We start from the raw sequence: 14,848 nt of genomic DNA on the forward strand, positions 1-14,848 counted from the left end.
ATGAGGGCCACATCCGGACAGTCGGGCACCGGGACACCCCTGTTCGGAGTCGCGATGCCCGTCGGATCAAGCGCCGTCGATTCGATCGAGCAGAGCCTGAGCCTCGACTGTCCGGTGATGGTCCGGGCCGAATGAGGCCAGACAGGCCTCGTGAGCAGCTGCGGCCTGAAGGCGAGCTTCGGTGTCGCGGCGTAGTCCCAGGAGGGCGGTGGCCACGGCCAGCTCGATAGCGCCGGTCTCTGGGCGACTCTCTCCCCCGGGCAGACTGCGGCGCAGCTCATGGGCGCGCTCCGCCTCGGCGAGGGCCTCCTCGTGGCGGGCTTGGCCGTTGAGGCTGCGTGCCAGGCCGAGCCGCAATGTCAGAGTCAGCCGGTCCGGTTCAGGATGGGCGGCCAGGGCCTCGCGGGCGCGTGCCTCGGCCTCCGAGTGGCGCCCCTGCGCGCTGAGAGCGAAGACCAGCCCGTTACTGGCGGCCCTTACTACGTTTTGCAACTCCCCTGTACCGCGGCTCGCGGTCTGGGCGACGGCCGCACACTCTGCCTCACACTCGGCGTACCGACCGAGCGCGGCCAGCGTCTGGGCGCGGTCGGAGCGCAGTTTCAGGGTCTGCCAGTGATCAGCTCCGAAAGTCTTTCCGACGGCCGGCAGTACTTCGTCGTATATGGCGAGAGCGTCGGCGTGGCGGCCTTGGGCGCCCGTCGCGTTTGCGGTGATGCTCGATGCCAGCGGTGCGTACATGTCATCGTGTGGCAGCGACCGGGCCACGGCACGGGCCTCGATCACCGCCTCTTCGTAGCGCCCGGCCCTGTACAGGGCCATGGCCCGCGACACAGGGGGTTCAGTCGTCCGCTTGGCGCGCGGTCGGAAGAGTCTCATGGCCGGAGGATATGGATATTGCGCCTGGTGTTCGGCCGAGGGGCGGGAATGGCCGGCAGCGGGGCTGGTGGACGGTAAGCATCACGATCATCTCCAGATCGCGCGTGGTGGCGCGGCGGTCGAAGTCGATGTGGAAGTCGTCCCGGTCGAATCCCTCGTTCTTGCGGTGCTGGCGGGTGGGGTTGCCCGGCAGTGGACCGCTGACGGTGATCTGGTGTTCGCGCTGGGCTCGTTCCAGGTGGACCAGGGAGGTGTAGCCGCCGTCGACCAGGTGCTCGGCCGGCAGCAGTCCGCGACGCGCCAGGCGGGTGTGGATGCCGGGCAGGGTCTGGGCGTCGTTCGTGGCGGCCGAGGTGGTGGTCACGTCCGTGATCACGTTGGCGCTGTCGGAAGCGCACGTCTCGGTGACGTGGGCGGCGAATCCCTTCCAGCGGATGATGTGCCCGTGGCGGACGTAGCGCGCCGTGGTGTCGTAAGGGGAGACGATCGCCGTGGAGGAGGGCGGTAGCCCACTGTCGTCGGCGGTGCGCCGGTGCAGGCGGCCCGCCGCGTCGCGGTAGTAGTTCTGCACGACGATCTGCCGCAGGGCCTTGGCCTGCGGGCCGGGCCGGTGGAGGCGTTCCAGCAGCCGACAGGCGTCGTCGCCGGCGGCGAGGATCCTGGTCTTGGGCCGGGTGGGGTTCTTGCCCAGGCGGACCGGACGGCCGTAGCGGCGTCCCCACTCCTCGTCGACCAGGCCGACCAGCAGGTGCCCGGCCGTGCGGGCGACTTCTTCCAGCGCGGCGCGGACGGCCTCGGTGACCAGTTCCAGCCGGGTCAGGTCGCGCGCCGCGGCCAGGACATGGGTGGAGTCGGTTCGCTGAGTGGTGCGCTCGCGTACGAGTCCGGCTTCCTTCAGGCGCGCGAGCGCGAGGTCGAGGAGTCGGTCGGCGCGGTCGTCCTGGGCGATGCGCTCGCGGAAGTCGGCCAGCACACTGTGGTGGAAGCCGGGGTCGTCCAGTTCCATGGCCAGCGCGTACTTGAAGTCGATGCGGCAGCGGACCGCTTCTGCTGCTTGCCGGTCCGACAGACCGAGCAGGAACTGCAGCACGCAGACGGTGGCCAACTGGGCGGGCGAGAGACCGGGACGGCCGTCGCGCGGGTACCAGCCGGCGAAGTCCTCGTCGCGCCAGAGCCCGTCCAACCGGTCCCGCACCCATATAGCTGTCGTACCGGCCGGGTTGCTCGCCCGCGCGATCTGCGCGGTCATGGAAGGGACTTGCTCACCGGAACGGGGACGGAGCGACAACGACACCTCGACAACTGCATCGGCCTGTGGAACAGCCTTGAGCATGCACGGTGATCGCGCTGACGCACCGGGAAAATCCAAGATCCCCGACAGAGTCAAGTTAGGAGTGCGTGCTTCGCTCGCCGCACCGCACCGACCTCTCCGACTCGCGGGAGGCGGGGATTGTTTGATGCCCCATTGTGATTCGCGGGTGTACAACCCCGTGTGGATCCCGGCTGTCTGTAAGGCGCTGGAGGCATGAGCCTTCGGTGCCTTTCCGTAAGGAGATTGGGGATCAGGTGGGGAAGCAGGTCTGGAGAGTCGTCGTGGCCGGTGGTGCGGCGGCGGTGTTCACGGCCGTGGCTGCGGTGCCGGCCGGGGCGGCCGAGGGTGGGGTCTCGTTCACCCGTGTCCAGGTGAACGGCGGCAAGCCGATTGTGATCGGGGTGTCGAACGAGGTCGCGGTGCCCGCCTCCTTCCGGATGGCGACCACTCACAAGTGGAAGTGGCCAGCGGTGTTCCTGTACCGCAGTGGTGCGGGTGATCGGCTGTGGCACGCCGTCGAGACGAGCGACTGCATCAAGGTGAGCTCGGGCGTCTGCGACTTCAACGAGACGATGTACTTCGACCCGAGCGTGTGGGACATGCGTAACAGCGAGGCCGGGGCCTGGAAGGTCGGTGCCGAGGTGTACTTCGAGGGCGGCGGTGGTGACACCGACGACGAGGGTCTGACCGTCCACGTCAAGCGCAACTCCCGCCTGACCGTCAACGCCTCGCCCGAACCGGTGTCCAAGGACAGGACCATCACCGTGACCGGAAAGGTCACGCGGGCCAACTGGGAGACCAGGAAGTACGCCTCCTACGGAGGCCGCCTGGTGAGCCTGCAGTTCAAGCCTGCCGGCACCACCTCCTACACCACGGTGAAGAAGGTGTACGCGAACGGCTCGGGTGATCTCAGGACGACCGTGAAGGCTTCCAAGACGGGTACGTGGCGCTGGGTGTACTACGGCAACACCACCACCGGGCCGTCGACGTCGTCTGGGGACAACGTCGTGGTGAAGTGATGTCCGCCGTCCTGGCGGGCTGGTGGGGGCCGAGCCGGCGGTAACGGCTGCGACGGTCAAGGTGTGGGTCCGCCGCGATCGCGGCGGACCCACACCTTGCGTCCTGCCCGACCGCGAGCGGCCGTGTGCGGGCCTCAGCGCAACGTAAGCCAGCGCGCCGTGCGAACCATGAGGCCGGTCACCGCTCTGGTGGGCAGGGCCGGATCTCGATGAGGCGACGACGACCACGGTCTTCAAGGCTGTCCCCGCCGTACAGGGTCGGACGTGTTCGACGGCGTGGGTGTACTGGCGTGACCGTGCCGCGAGCCTGCGCCCTGCCGCTGGCGTAACCCCCATGACGCCTAGCGCCGCGCTGGAATGCTGATCCCTGCTCCCAGAATTCCAGGTCTGATCCACGGCAGATAGTGTGCGAATAGTGAGAGGCAACGAGAGAGGGCGGGAGTCAGTGAGACTGGCTCCCGCCCTCTTCTCTCGGCATCCGCCCTGGTCAGCGCTTGATCTCTGCTGTTCCTAGGTGAGTGCCCCCGGCAGGATTCGAACCTGCGCACACGGCTCCGGAGGCCCCTTCAGTGTCCGAAGTTTGTGCAGGTCACAGGCCTGTGATCTGCCGCTGGAACGCGGTCCAGTCCACAGGTAGTCCACGTGCGGCTGTGGCGCTCTCGCAAGTCGTCTTACGGTGCTTTGGTAAGGATCTGAGCATGGTGACTGCGATGGTAGGAGAGGGAATCGCGGTCCATCTGGTAGGTGGCAGCCTCGCGGAGCCGTTCTCTACACTGATCACCGACGCGGCTGATGATGGTCAACGCCCTACCTGGGCACTTCGACAGGATGGGTGATCTGTTGGCCGCACCACCGCCCTCGGCGCGAGGCACCGCGAGGCGCGAGGTTAGGCCTTTCTGCGCGGGACTGGGACGGCGACGTATAGCTGTCGGAGTCCGTGCATGGCGGCGTGGAATGCCGCCGCGATTTCGCGGGCCTTCTGCTCGCTCTCGATCGCCCGCATGGAGATGTAGTCAGGTGCAATGTTGGCCTGCGTCACTGTGCCATCAGATATCAATGCTTCAACCGCGGACTGCAGGACTGCCACTGCCTGTTCGGGGATGGTGGGTCCACTGCTGGCAAAGGCGTCAAGCTCCACCATCCAGCGCGGTCCCTGGCGAGCGATGCACACAAAGATCGCGTCGTTGGTCTTGGCGCTTCTGTACGCCGCGTGGTGAGCTTCCGGTTTGGTGCAGTCGGGGATGAGCGCAGCGGGGAGAGGCGTTCCAGGCGTCGGCATGCTCTCATCGTTGCAGGCGCTCACCCCGTTGTTCAGGCGAACACCCGTCGTCGCGGCCGATCCCACGCTGCCTGTGCGGGCCGTCGATGACCTGAACTGAGACCTGCGCAACGGGCGGGACGAGTCATCGGTGGTGCCCTGGATGAGGCATCCAGAGTCTGTTGTCAGTGGTCTGGTCTACGGTGTCGGCCATGGCACCGTCTGAGATCACTCGTGCAGGCATCCTGCAGGCGATTGCAGAGCATGACCGGCTTGGCGCGGAGGCATTCCGGGACACCTACGGCTACCGCGCCGCGGTTACCTATCTCCTTGAGCACGAGGGGAGGTTGTACGACTCGAAGGCGATAGCCGGCGTTGCCCACAAGTACGACTTCGGCGTAGCACTCAAGCCCTCTACCCCCGGGTTCAGTGGTGGTCTCAAGCACGCAGTGGCTTGGTTGAGGCGGGAGGGCTTCACCGTCGTAGAGCCTCCCAAGACCTTTCACCGGCGAGTGGGAGATGTCCGGCCGGCTCGTCGTGCGAAGGGTCCCGCCCTGCACCGCCCCGTTCTTCTCCTGTGGTCAATCGGGCAGGCCGTGGCCGGAGCCCCCCGCTTGCAGCCCTGGTCGGCTACCCGTGATGCCGTTGCTCCGCTCATGGTGAAGTACGGCCAGGTCGAAGACGGTGCGGACGGAGCCCGTTACCCGTTCTGGGCCCTTATCCGCGATGAGCTCTGGACCATTGAGCAGGGGCAGGAGCTCACCCTGACCAGCCGGGGGCGGCGCCCCACGCTGGAATCTCTGAACGAGGTCAACCCCTCTGGCGGCCTACGCGAGGACGACTACAACCTGCTCCGCTCGCACCCTGATGCCGCGGCCTCCGCGGCGGCAGGACTGATCCTCCGCTACTTCCACCTCCTTCCCGCAGGCTTGTTGGAAGACTTCGGCCTCCACGAGCTGCTCGCCGGCAGGTGGCCGGATGCTCTGCGGCCTCTGCTGGGGGAAACGTTCAAAGACCGCGAGGCCATCTGGCGCACCTACGGCGGACAGAAGATGGCAGGGATCGGCTGTCTTGCCGACGGGATCCTGAGCGTCTTCTCGGACGACAAAGGCCCCTACGCCGACGGACGCATCCCGGATGCAAACTGGATCGCCTACGTCGGCGACGGGCTCTCGGGCGACCAGAAGCTCACTGACGGCAACGAGCTCATGGCAGAGCATCAGAGCGTTGGTCGCCCGCTGCGCTACTGGCACAAGCCGTTCCAGGGACAGTGGAGCTTCGAAACCTGGGCCGTGATCGTGCAACGCCGGCTGCGCTGGGGCACCGGAGAGGATAAGCAGCCTCGCCGCGAGTTCCTCTGGATTCTGGCGCCTGTCCCCACCCCGGACCGTAAAACCTGGCCCCTTGAGGTGCTCGAGGCACTGGAGACTGATACGGGCGAGCTGCACGACGAAACGGACGACTACCGCCCCAGTGACGTCGATCCCCAAGCGCCCGGCACCGGAGAGAGCGACGAGGGCACGTATAGGCGCTTGACGCAGAAGGCAGAAGCGAACGCCGAGCGTCGGGGCCAGCTGAAGAAGCCCACGCTGGCCGACAAGTACGTCCGCGACCCCAGCGCGAGAGCCGCGGTCATCAAGCGCTGCCAGAACAGGTGCGAAAGCCCTGAATGCGCCGGCCACCCCACCGAGCGAACCACAGCCGGCCTGCCCATCCTGCAGGTCGACCACGTCAAGGACCTGGCCAAAGACGGACCCGACGTCCCCTCGAACATGATCGCTCTATGCCCGAATTGCCACGCCCTCAAGACCTACGGCGAGAACAGAGAGAAGCTTCGACGCCTCCTCGCCGTTACTGCGCGCCGCCTCCATGAGGCGAAGCTCAAGTGACACACGTGCTTCGGTGCTTGCCCCTGAAGCCCAGGGGCAAGCACCGAAGCACGACGGGACCGGCTTTTAGGACCGGCCTGTGAGGCGCTCCCACAGTCTTCTGACCTGGCTTTTCAGTCCTGGCGTGCTTCGCATGCCCGCGGGCCGGCCGCCTGCCGCTCGCCGGCGACCTCTTGTCCCGAAGCAACTTGGAGAGGCGTCTGACCTTGGGTGCGTACGCCTTCCACCTGGTTCGATGGTTCGGAGGCGTCCGCGCTTGTTCGCCGCTGTCCGTCGTCGCTATCGCGCAGTTAGACACTCAAAGAGCTGGTCTCAGGCCACGGCCAGACCAGCTCCATGACGTTCGTAAAGTCGCTTTACTTGCTTAACCCAGAAACCGAACTTCATGTCCGCTGACGCCCTCAGCAGCTCGTGACGTCAGCCGCTTACGGAGCGGACCGCCTCTCCCGCCTTGAAGGGAAGAAGCCGGCTCGGTCGCCTTCTTGCAGGCCGAACCGGTGGGTGCGGGCTTGGGCGATGACGTCGTGGGGCGGGTCACCGTTCTCGAAGATGATCACCTGTCCTGGGAAGGTGAGCATGTTCCGGTAGAAGTGATCGACGACGGTCGATGTCATCGGTACGTCGTCACCTGGGGCGTCGCCCTGGGGATCGCTGTGGGGGCCGCGGTAGGTGACGACGGGCGAGTCGAGGACGACGAGCCCGGGGTGCGGCCGGTCGTGCTCACGGCAGTAGTGGGCCAAGGCCGTGGTGAATGCGGAGTGCAGCACGGAGCGGACGCCCTTGCCCCGAGAGGCCCGCAGTCGGTTACCTGCCCTGATCTCCATCTGGTACTGGTCGTACTCCGCGTACTCGACGGAGGGCACCCTCCACGCCTCCAGCGTGTGCTGGAGGACCTGGTCAAAGGCGGAGAGTGCCCGGTTCGGAATGTAGTCGGTGGGCCGGTGGGCGGGAGTTGCGGCTTCACCGTCCAGCTGCGACCGGCGTTCTTCCAGTTCCTCGATGCGCTGGTGAAGGTCCAGGTCGCGTTCGATGGCCGAGCGGACCTCAAGATGCTGGTCCATGTCCTCGCGCAGCGGGGCGAGCCGTCCCCGGGTGACGGAGATGTCCGCGTCGAGGCGAGCAGCGGATGCCTTCAGCTCCTCCCTGCGGCTGCTGAGCTCTTCGAGCTGACTGAGCAGGTCGCGCATGGTCGGCCGAAGGTCATCAAGGAGGGAGGTGGTCTTGGCCATCTCGGTCTCCACTGCGAGATGTAGCTGAGTCGTCTCGCGTTCGCTGTGGTCGGGGTGCTGGTGTTCGGGTTCGGCGCCGCAGAAGACGCAGGTGCCGACCTTGAAGAACCCCAGGAGGTTGCCGGCCTCGGTGACCATGACGAGCCGGTCGATGTCGGAGCGGTACTGCTTTTCCAGCAGGGTGAACCGGGACATGAGGTCGCCGACCTCGGCCAGGCGCGCTTCTATCCCGGCCAGCTCCTCCGTGACCGACATACGTTCGGCCACGGAGTTCAGGTGCTGTTGGGTGATGGTCTCGACTGCGCGGGAGTAGCCGTCGATGGTTGTCTGCAGGCGCCGGTGCCGGTCGCGGAGTTCCTGGACGTTCTCAGAGGTGCGGAGCTTGTTCTGCAGGTCGACGATGATCCGGTCGAGGAGGCTGACCTGTCCTTTGTTGACGCGGCGCTGGCCGGCGTTCATGCCGATGGTGACCCCGGCGTCGCCTTCTCCAGTCAGCAGCAGCCGCATGACGGAGGTCGCCGCGGTCTTCCCGTTGGCCGAGGAGGAGTGCAGGACCGGGGAGCGTTTGTCGACCATGCGGTTCTCGGGAACGACCGAGAGGTGCACCAGGTCGCTCAGGCGCAGTTCGCGCGTGCCGCCTGCGTCGTTCGTGCGGATGCGCAGGTCGTCCCATCCCAGGTTGCCCAGGAGGAACTGGGAGAGGCTGTTCTTGCTGCGTGCGGTGTGCTTGGCCGTGACGTCGAAGTCGGAGGGGCGGGTGACCAGCTCCCGCAGGTCGGCCCAGTGCACGTGGATGGTGTTGGATTCCGGGACGCGCAGCAGGGTGAGCGGCGTGCCGTCGTCGAGTTCGAGGCCGAGGAGGATCTGGCTGTATCCCTCGGCTTCTGAGACGAGGTCGAGCTTGCTGCCGCCGAGCATGTACTCAATGGACTCCGCGACGAACGATTTGCCGGTGTCCGAGGCGCCGTAGACGACGGTGAGGGACGGGTCGAAGTCCACTGTGGCGAGCGGCTTGGCCGCGGAGGCGTAGGTGAGGTGTGTCAGACGCAGGTCAGCCATGGCCAGCCCCTTCGGATGCGGAGCCTGTTGCGGCGCGGTTGATGATCTGATGGGTCACGCCGCGGGCGTGCGCCGGGGAGGCGTAGTGGCGGAGGGCCCACTCGGCGCGTTCGCGCAGAGATGCGATGTAGGGGGCTTCCAGCACTTCGATGAAGGTGGGGCCGTTTTCCGTGGCCGCGTACATGAGGCCGTCGTCGCTGCTGACGAGGTCGGCCAGCCCGGCCCGGATCAGCACGAGAAGACCTTGTTCCAGGAGTTCTCGCTTCCTGCCGAGTTCGCCCTCCCGAGCCGGCAGGTCGGGGTGGAGGCTGTGCGGGCCGTCGAACTCGCCGCTGTGGAGTACGAGGTAGTCCAGCGCGACGAGCTGGGTGAGGTCCAGGGGCTGGGGGTGGCTCTCGGCTAGGAGGACAAGAGCGCGCACGCCCACCTCGAGCGGGCTGTTGAGCGGGGTCACTGTTCTCCTTCCCGGCACCAGATAAGGCGGTTGTCGTTCGCCAGGTGGTGGCATACCCCCTTGCGGACCTCCGGCCCCACGTAGGGCTTGAGGATCGTCTCGGTCACTTCCACGGTTCCCGCGCAGATCATGACGGCTGCGTGGCGTTCCCAGCCGTTCGGGTGAGACCGCTCCGACTCCTCCACGACAATTGTGTAGATATCCTCTTTGACCTGGTCAAAGTATTCCGGCGTGGTCGAGTCCCTCGCGAACACGCGCACGGACTCGGCGGCGAAGAAGGCCACCCGCTGCCGCAGGAGGTGCCCCTTGGCCTCGGCTACGTCCTCGACCTGCTCCAGTGTGTTGATCTTGTCGGGAAACCGCTCCCGGTAGACATCGACGAGGCGCTGCACATACCGCGCCTCGTCGTGGCGGGGCCGCTCGGGAGGAGTCAACTTGCTCGGCCCGTTCGCCGGCGGAACGTGCGGGAAACGCGCGAGCCAGTGCGGTGTGGTCATGTGCTCTTCGAGCACCTGATCGAGATCGATGCACGAGAACATGCCGAAGTCGGTGCCTTCCGCCAGCTCCTCGACCTTGCGGCGCTCGTCATCATCGAGCTTGGTCACGAGCTTGTCCCTGGTTGTAGACAGGTCCTCCAGGAACTTTGCCCGGCACTCGGACGGCTTCGAGATGAGGCGCTTCAGGCTGGCAGCGAAGGTGAGAGCAACGAAGACATAGCGGCTGGGGACGGTGAAGTGACCGGCCGCGGCGGCCACGAACATCTTCCGCATCTCCTGGGCCGCAGTGGTCCAGGACAGATCCCGCTTGTACTGCTTGCACTGGTAGTTGTGCCATTCCCCCTCCAACTTCGCCTGCGTCAGGAAGCCCGCCACGTCGATGCCGTGGTCCCCCGCGCCTCCCTGCCGTTCAACGAGGTCGTACTTCGCCCCCTGCGTCGGCACCCATTCCTTCACGAACTCCTCGAATTCGTCGGGGTCGTACAGGAAAGTGACCGTCTGCTTCGGCGTCGCCATCCTCGGCATGCTGAGCCTAGGCGGCAGCACTGTCAGTGCCCGCTGCTCTTCGCCCCCCGGCTGACCGTCATGCTGGCTCGTCACGCCATCCCCCCTTGCTGCGCTTGGCGATCTCAACAGATATCACCGGGATGCAGCCGCATCCAGACCCGAACAGCGGCGCGAGCTGCCGCATAGTCAGGTTCGTTCGCCAGACCTTGGGTGAGGACCTCTTCGTCCCGAAGCAACTTGAGTGGGAGCGCTGCCTTGGGCTAATGAGGCTGTCACCTGCGCTGATGGTCCGCAGACGTTCGCGCTCGTCCGCCGGTGTTCGTCGGCGTTGTCACGCAGTTATACACTCACCCCGCTGCTCTTTGTGGCTCAGCTGCTACATCAGAGATCTGACGCGCTAACTCCTGGACGACCTGGTCCACGACATGTTGAGCGCCCTCGTCTTTCAGCGCTTTGATACAAGTCCCTGATGGACCGCCACGAATGGCTGTCCTGCATATGAGGCACGGGGCCGGTCCACCGCTCGCTCGATCTTCGCGAGATAGGCTGATCTCGGGTTCACCGACCCGGGTGGATCGGGTCCGGGCGGGCGGGGTTGTGTTTCCTGGGTTCGGGTTACTGAACGCCCGTCGGCGATGAGGTCCAGAAGTTGGTCGGGGGTAACCGTCGCACTGAGAGCCTTAATTTTCTCTGCCTGACGGAATGACAGGTAGAGGCGGCTGATATTCGCTTACGAACCTTTGATGCACCCATAGGAACCGCCCCTGGGCATCACGCACTCGCCGGAGATCAGCGAATGTCACGTCCTGCTCGCGCAGTGACGCATGCAACATGCGTAGCAGCCCACCTTCCGCGCGGGTTGGCGCTGGCCCCGTATCTGCATCCAGCGAGCCATCCGCTTCTGCTTCCAGTGCCTCTGCAGCCTCAGCAGAAGCACCGAGGATTTCTTTACTCAAGGCAAGCTGCTCTTTTACTGCATCCCATTGTTGATCGTTGAGGTCGAATTCGATCGCTGCAAGACTGACTGGCAAGATGGTCTTAAGTAGCAGGGATGTTACCTTGATGGCGGGAGCTGCTTTTACCCACCACTCTCGAGGCACATCGATAAAATAGACACCTGCCTCACTTCGATCAGGTTCAAGCACGTGTACAGGTAGGCGGCTGTGTTCACACCAGAGTGTCAATTTCATTCGGCGCTTTGTGACTCCCGGGCGCCACACGCTGCGATCAAGCATTTCAAGGCTAAACAGCCGTGGCCCGTCTGCTGCATCGTCATCCAAGCTACGCAGAAGATTCGCGAGTTGATCTTCAGCGCGGCTGAACGCTTCCTTGGTGTTGTCGTCCAATTCATCGATGCGAGCTAGGACCTGCCTGGCGCCTGCATCCTGAGCCGTGAGTAGGCGTGTGACGTGAGAGTCCAGTGCGTTGCTGACAGCCTCACGCACAACGTGCTCCAGTTGTGTTTCTGGAGCCTTTCGCCGGCCCAGACCTCGCAGCAGTGCTTCAACCTTAACATCATCGTCGCAGGACGGATCTGTGCACGTGTATTCACGCTTACCGGCCTCTAGCCGACGGTACAACTTGTCTAGATCAAAAAGGCCGTGCCCAGAATCGCCGAACTGGCAGACTGCCCTGCAGGGAATCAACACCCTAGTATTCAGTCCTCTCCAGAAACCCTCTACGTACTCACGCACCTCCTGTATAAGGTGGTCAAGGAATGCCTGCGGGTTGAGTCCCCGGACCCGAATAGTCAATCCTTCATCGCCCAAGACAATTAGGGCACGGGCGCCATATCGATCTTGGAGCACCATTCCACCAGCCCAATGCAGGGCCTGGGTGATGTCGCCTCGACCGAGAGAGTGTCGGTGAAAAAGAACAATCAGGCGATACATGAGGCCATAAGGCTGGACAGCTCTGCGGCCTTCTCTTTCTTGGATGTTACAGATCTGTACAAGTTCAGAATCGTTAGGCCGGTAACCGTCCCACTCGGCGGACAGGTTTGGGCGCTCACTTGGCAGCAGCTGCGCAACCAAGCTCAGCGGTTCCCCTCCCGTAAGCTCCGGAACGCGGTAGCTGATCTCGAAGCGCTCCATCAAACGCAGGAATACCTGCTGTAGTGGGTGTGGATACCGATGCGTGGCATCACGATTCGGGTCATCCCAGATTTCCGACAGTCGGCGATGCGGCAACAGCCCTTCGTTAGCAATGGTGGGTCCGTCCTCAAGGACCAATCCAATTGCCACACTCAGCCAGTCGGCTTTGAGGATAATCAACTCTGCCAAATTTGGATCGTCTGCGTAATAAATCCAGTGTCCGAGCGCATGCGCATTCTTTGCGAGAGACCGGGCGCTGGTCGGTGACAATCCATTCCGTGCAGCAATTTCTTGGTATTCCGAGTAACGCAAGTAAGCGGCAGGGTGGTTCTCCAGTGTCTCCCGAAGGCTGCGCCAAGTACCCGGGTACCAACGGGTTACATGAGGAAGTCCAGCAGCCGTTGCGGCAATTGCAGATTTGAGCTCGGAAATTCCTCCAGCAGGACTGGATTTACTGTCGACATGATGGAATGCGACGATCATGTCGCCGTAGCGATCTCGCAGTGCAGCTTCGTCGATGTGAGCGTAGCGCTGGCCCGGGCCTCCGTGGGTAGCTACAACGTGCACCCTTGCACTACTTCCGGCCCGGTGTCGAATGAGTGAGATCCACTCATCGACCAGTCCCAATTCAGGCCCTTCTCGCGGCTTCCAGACCACGAGATATACGGCTGGTTCCGTGAAAAACAATTGATGGGTAGGCCGGTAAATCTTTTGACCACCGAAATCCCAGCTATTTAGAACTATTCTGGACTGCTCGTGGGTTACTTCTACCGGACGAATCTCGATGCCGTGAGTGGTATTGCGATCCTCGATCCATTCCTCCCCGCGAAGGGCTGCTAGAAGGCTCGACTTTCCAACAGCGCCTTCCCCCACCAATACAAGTTTCGCCTCACGAATTAGCTCGCCTTCGGAGTGTAGTAGGTGGATGAAATTGAGCAGCTCTTCAGTCCCCTCCTCGTCTGCAGCGAGTACCTCTGGAGGGAGAGGGTTGTTCTCGACGACAACTGTCGCCAGTTGTTTTAGCGTACCAAGCTTGGGCGGAAGCAGCGTCAACTTGTTGTTGTGCAAATGCAGGGATTGAAGTCTCTTAAGATCGGCGATACTTTCAGGAATTGTGCCGATTTCGTTGTTGCGTAGGTCGAGCATTTTGAGGGACGCCGATTGGCCTAGTGAATCAGGCAGAGAAGTCAGACAGTTCCCGTCTAGGTCTAGGTTCGTCAGTTGTTTCAGTTCTCCGATCTCTGCCGGCAGAGATCGGAGGCCGCAGTTCATAAGATCCAGTTGCCTAAGGTCGCCCAGTTGGCCGATCCATGATGGGAGTACCTCTAGCTGCTTGTTCCCGTTCAGCCTAAGTGAAGTCAGGCTCGCATGATTCCTCAGCGATTCTGGAAGGTGTGCCAAACCGCAGCCGCTTAGATCGATTGACTGCAGAGAAGTCAGTTTATCGATGTATTTTACGCTCTCTCCTATCCCCTTGTTGTGGCCCAGCCTCAGTGTTTTCAGTCTAGTAAGCTCCCCGAGCCAATTTGGAAGTTCCGCCAGATCGTTTGCTTCCAGGTCGAGTGAAGTCAGCATGGGCAGCTGTTTAATCACCTCGGGGAATGTGGAAAAATTATTGTTGCTAAGGTCGAGACTCCGCAATTTGGTGAGCTGGCCGATCGACTCTGGGATGCTCTCCAGCTCGTTGTATGCCAGGCCTAGAATCTTCAATTTGGCGAGTCTGCCAATCCAATCAGGGATGACCGCCAACTCGCCTCCCACTAGACTTAGGGATTCTAGATTGGTCAGCTGAGAGATCCAGTTTGGAGGTGCGGCCATTCCTTGCATGCCCAGATGCAGTGAATGCAGATTCGTTAGTTGTCCGAGCCAGTCTGGCAGTGTACCCGACTCACGTACAGTAAGAGCCAACGTAGTCAAATCGGAGAGCTGGCTGATCCACTCGGGCAGCGCGGATGAATCTTTGATGCTTAGGTTGAGACTCGTTAGCTTGACGAGATTACGCATTGAGTCCGGGAGGAGTTCAAGGTCGGAGGTGCTAGCGTTGAGATTGGTTAGGTTTGTGAGCTCGCCGATCCACTCCGGTAGCGTTTCAATACTGCTGCCCAGCAAATTGAGGGTAGTCAGCTTGGTTAGCTGGCTGATCCAATCCGGCAGTGCGGTCATCCTGGAGAACGTTAGGTCCAGACGAGTCAAATTGGTCAGACCACCCAGATTCGCTGGCAGCTCTGTATGCGTAAAACTCAAATCCAGCTCATTTAGGCTGACGAGATTTCCCAAAGCGTCTGGTAGGTCTACCAAATTAGTGCCGCTAAGATCCAGAGTCTTCAAATTAGTCAGCTGGTCGATCCAATCCGGCAAAATTTCTACGCTAGAAAAACTTAGTTCAAGAGTATTTAGGTTGGCTAGTTGGCTGATCCACTCCGGCAGGACTTTGCTGCGCGTGCCGTTGAGATTTAGCGTGGCCAGCTTAGTGAGCTGGCCGATCCACTCCGGGAGGTTTTCGAGTCTCACACCCCCAAGATCCAAGGCGGTCAGTTTGACGAGTCCTCGCATTGATTCGGGGAGGGTTTCGAGCCTTGTGCCGCTGAGGTTGAGGGTGGTGAGGTTCGTGAGTTGGCCGATCCACTCCGGGAGGGTTTCGAGCCTTGTGCCGCT

The 14,848-nt window shown here is 62.8% G+C and carries 9 protein-coding genes; 2 read left to right on the forward strand and 7 right to left on the reverse strand.

Annotation, left to right across the window (positions count from 1 at the left end; genetic code table 11):
* Positions 1-66: 66 nt before the first annotated feature.
* Positions 67-876 carry a tetratricopeptide repeat protein gene (locus H305_RS0121255; RefSeq protein ID WP_028802155.1) on the reverse strand — a complete coding sequence of 270 codons (810 nt, stop codon included), beginning with the start codon at positions 874-876 and terminating at the stop codon, positions 67-69.
* Entirely contained in the window at positions 839-2,125 is a 1,287-nt protein-coding gene (locus tag H305_RS46700; RefSeq protein WP_234020982.1) for a transposase, read from the reverse strand. Before H305_RS46700 ends, H305_RS0121255 begins: the two co-directional genes overlap by 38 nt.
* A gap of 317 nt (positions 2,126-2,442) precedes the next feature.
* Between H305_RS46700 and H305_RS0121265 the strand changes: the two genes are divergently transcribed.
* Positions 2,443-3,207 (forward strand): hypothetical protein, encoded by a 765-nt coding sequence (locus tag H305_RS0121265; RefSeq protein WP_028802156.1) that lies wholly within the window; start codon positions 2,443-2,445, stop codon positions 3,205-3,207.
* A gap of 886 nt (positions 3,208-4,093) precedes the next feature.
* Here the strand turns inward: H305_RS0121265 and H305_RS53460 are convergent.
* Positions 4,094-4,348 (reverse strand): hypothetical protein, encoded by a 255-nt coding sequence (locus tag H305_RS53460; protein WP_158690559.1) that lies wholly within the window; start codon positions 4,346-4,348, stop codon positions 4,094-4,096.
* Positions 4,349-4,677: 329 nt separating this feature from the next.
* On the opposite strand from H305_RS53460, the gene H305_RS0121275 reads away from it, so the two are divergent.
* Complete coding sequence (locus H305_RS0121275) at positions 4,678-6,354, forward strand: HNH endonuclease signature motif containing protein (RefSeq protein ID WP_028802158.1); 1,677 nt, start codon at positions 4,678-4,680, stop codon at positions 6,352-6,354.
* A 425-nt stretch (positions 6,355-6,779) separates the two neighbouring features.
* Here H305_RS0121275 and H305_RS0121280 read toward each other — a convergent pair whose 3' ends face one another.
* The 4 genes from H305_RS0121280 to H305_RS53465 form a co-directional block, all read right to left on the reverse strand.
* Positions 6,780-8,642, reverse strand: coding sequence for a hypothetical protein (locus H305_RS0121280; protein ID WP_028802159.1), 1,863 nt, complete (start codon positions 8,640-8,642; stop codon positions 6,780-6,782).
* On the reverse strand, positions 8,635-9,096 hold the full coding sequence (locus H305_RS0121285; protein ID WP_028802160.1) for an ABC-three component system middle component 2: 462 nt from the start codon (positions 9,094-9,096) through the stop codon (positions 8,635-8,637). Before H305_RS0121285 ends, H305_RS0121280 begins: the two co-directional genes overlap by 8 nt.
* Positions 9,093-10,109, reverse strand: coding sequence for an ABC-three component system protein (locus H305_RS0121290; RefSeq protein ID WP_234020984.1), 1,017 nt, complete (start codon positions 10,107-10,109; stop codon positions 9,093-9,095). Before H305_RS0121290 ends, H305_RS0121285 begins: the two co-directional genes overlap by 4 nt.
* Before the next feature lie 671 nt (positions 10,110-10,780).
* Entirely contained in the window at positions 10,781-14,704 is a 3,924-nt protein-coding gene (locus H305_RS53465) for a COR domain-containing protein (RefSeq protein ID WP_234020985.1), read from the reverse strand.
* Positions 14,705-14,848: the final 144 nt, after the last annotated feature.

Source organism: Streptomyces sp. 142MFCol3.1, from assembly GCF_000424945.1.
Taxonomy (GTDB): Bacteria; Actinomycetota; Actinomycetes; order Streptomycetales; family Streptomycetaceae; genus Streptomyces; species Streptomyces siamensis.

What these genes read in the sequence shown, in the direction of transcription:
- H305_RS46700 (WP_234020982.1), bottom strand. Translation starts at nt 2,125, where the DNA reads ATGACCGCGCAGATCGCGCGGGCGAGCAACCCGGCCGGTACGACAGCT.
- H305_RS53460 (WP_158690559.1), bottom strand. Translation starts at nt 4,348, where the DNA reads ATGGTGGAGCTTGACGCCTTTGCCAGCAGTGGACCCACCATCCCCGAA.
- H305_RS0121290 (WP_234020984.1), bottom strand. Translation starts at nt 10,109, where the DNA reads ATGGCGACGCCGAAGCAGACGGTCACTTTCCTGTACGACCCCGACGAA.
- H305_RS0121280 (WP_028802159.1), bottom strand. Translation starts at nt 8,642, where the DNA reads ATGGCTGACCTGCGTCTGACACACCTCACCTACGCCTCCGCGGCCAAG.
- H305_RS0121255 (WP_028802155.1), bottom strand. Translation starts at nt 876, where the DNA reads ATGAGACTCTTCCGACCGCGCGCCAAGCGGACGACTGAACCCCCTGTG.
- H305_RS0121275 (WP_028802158.1), top strand. Translation starts at nt 4,678, where the DNA reads ATGGCACCGTCTGAGATCACTCGTGCAGGCATCCTGCAGGCGATTGCA.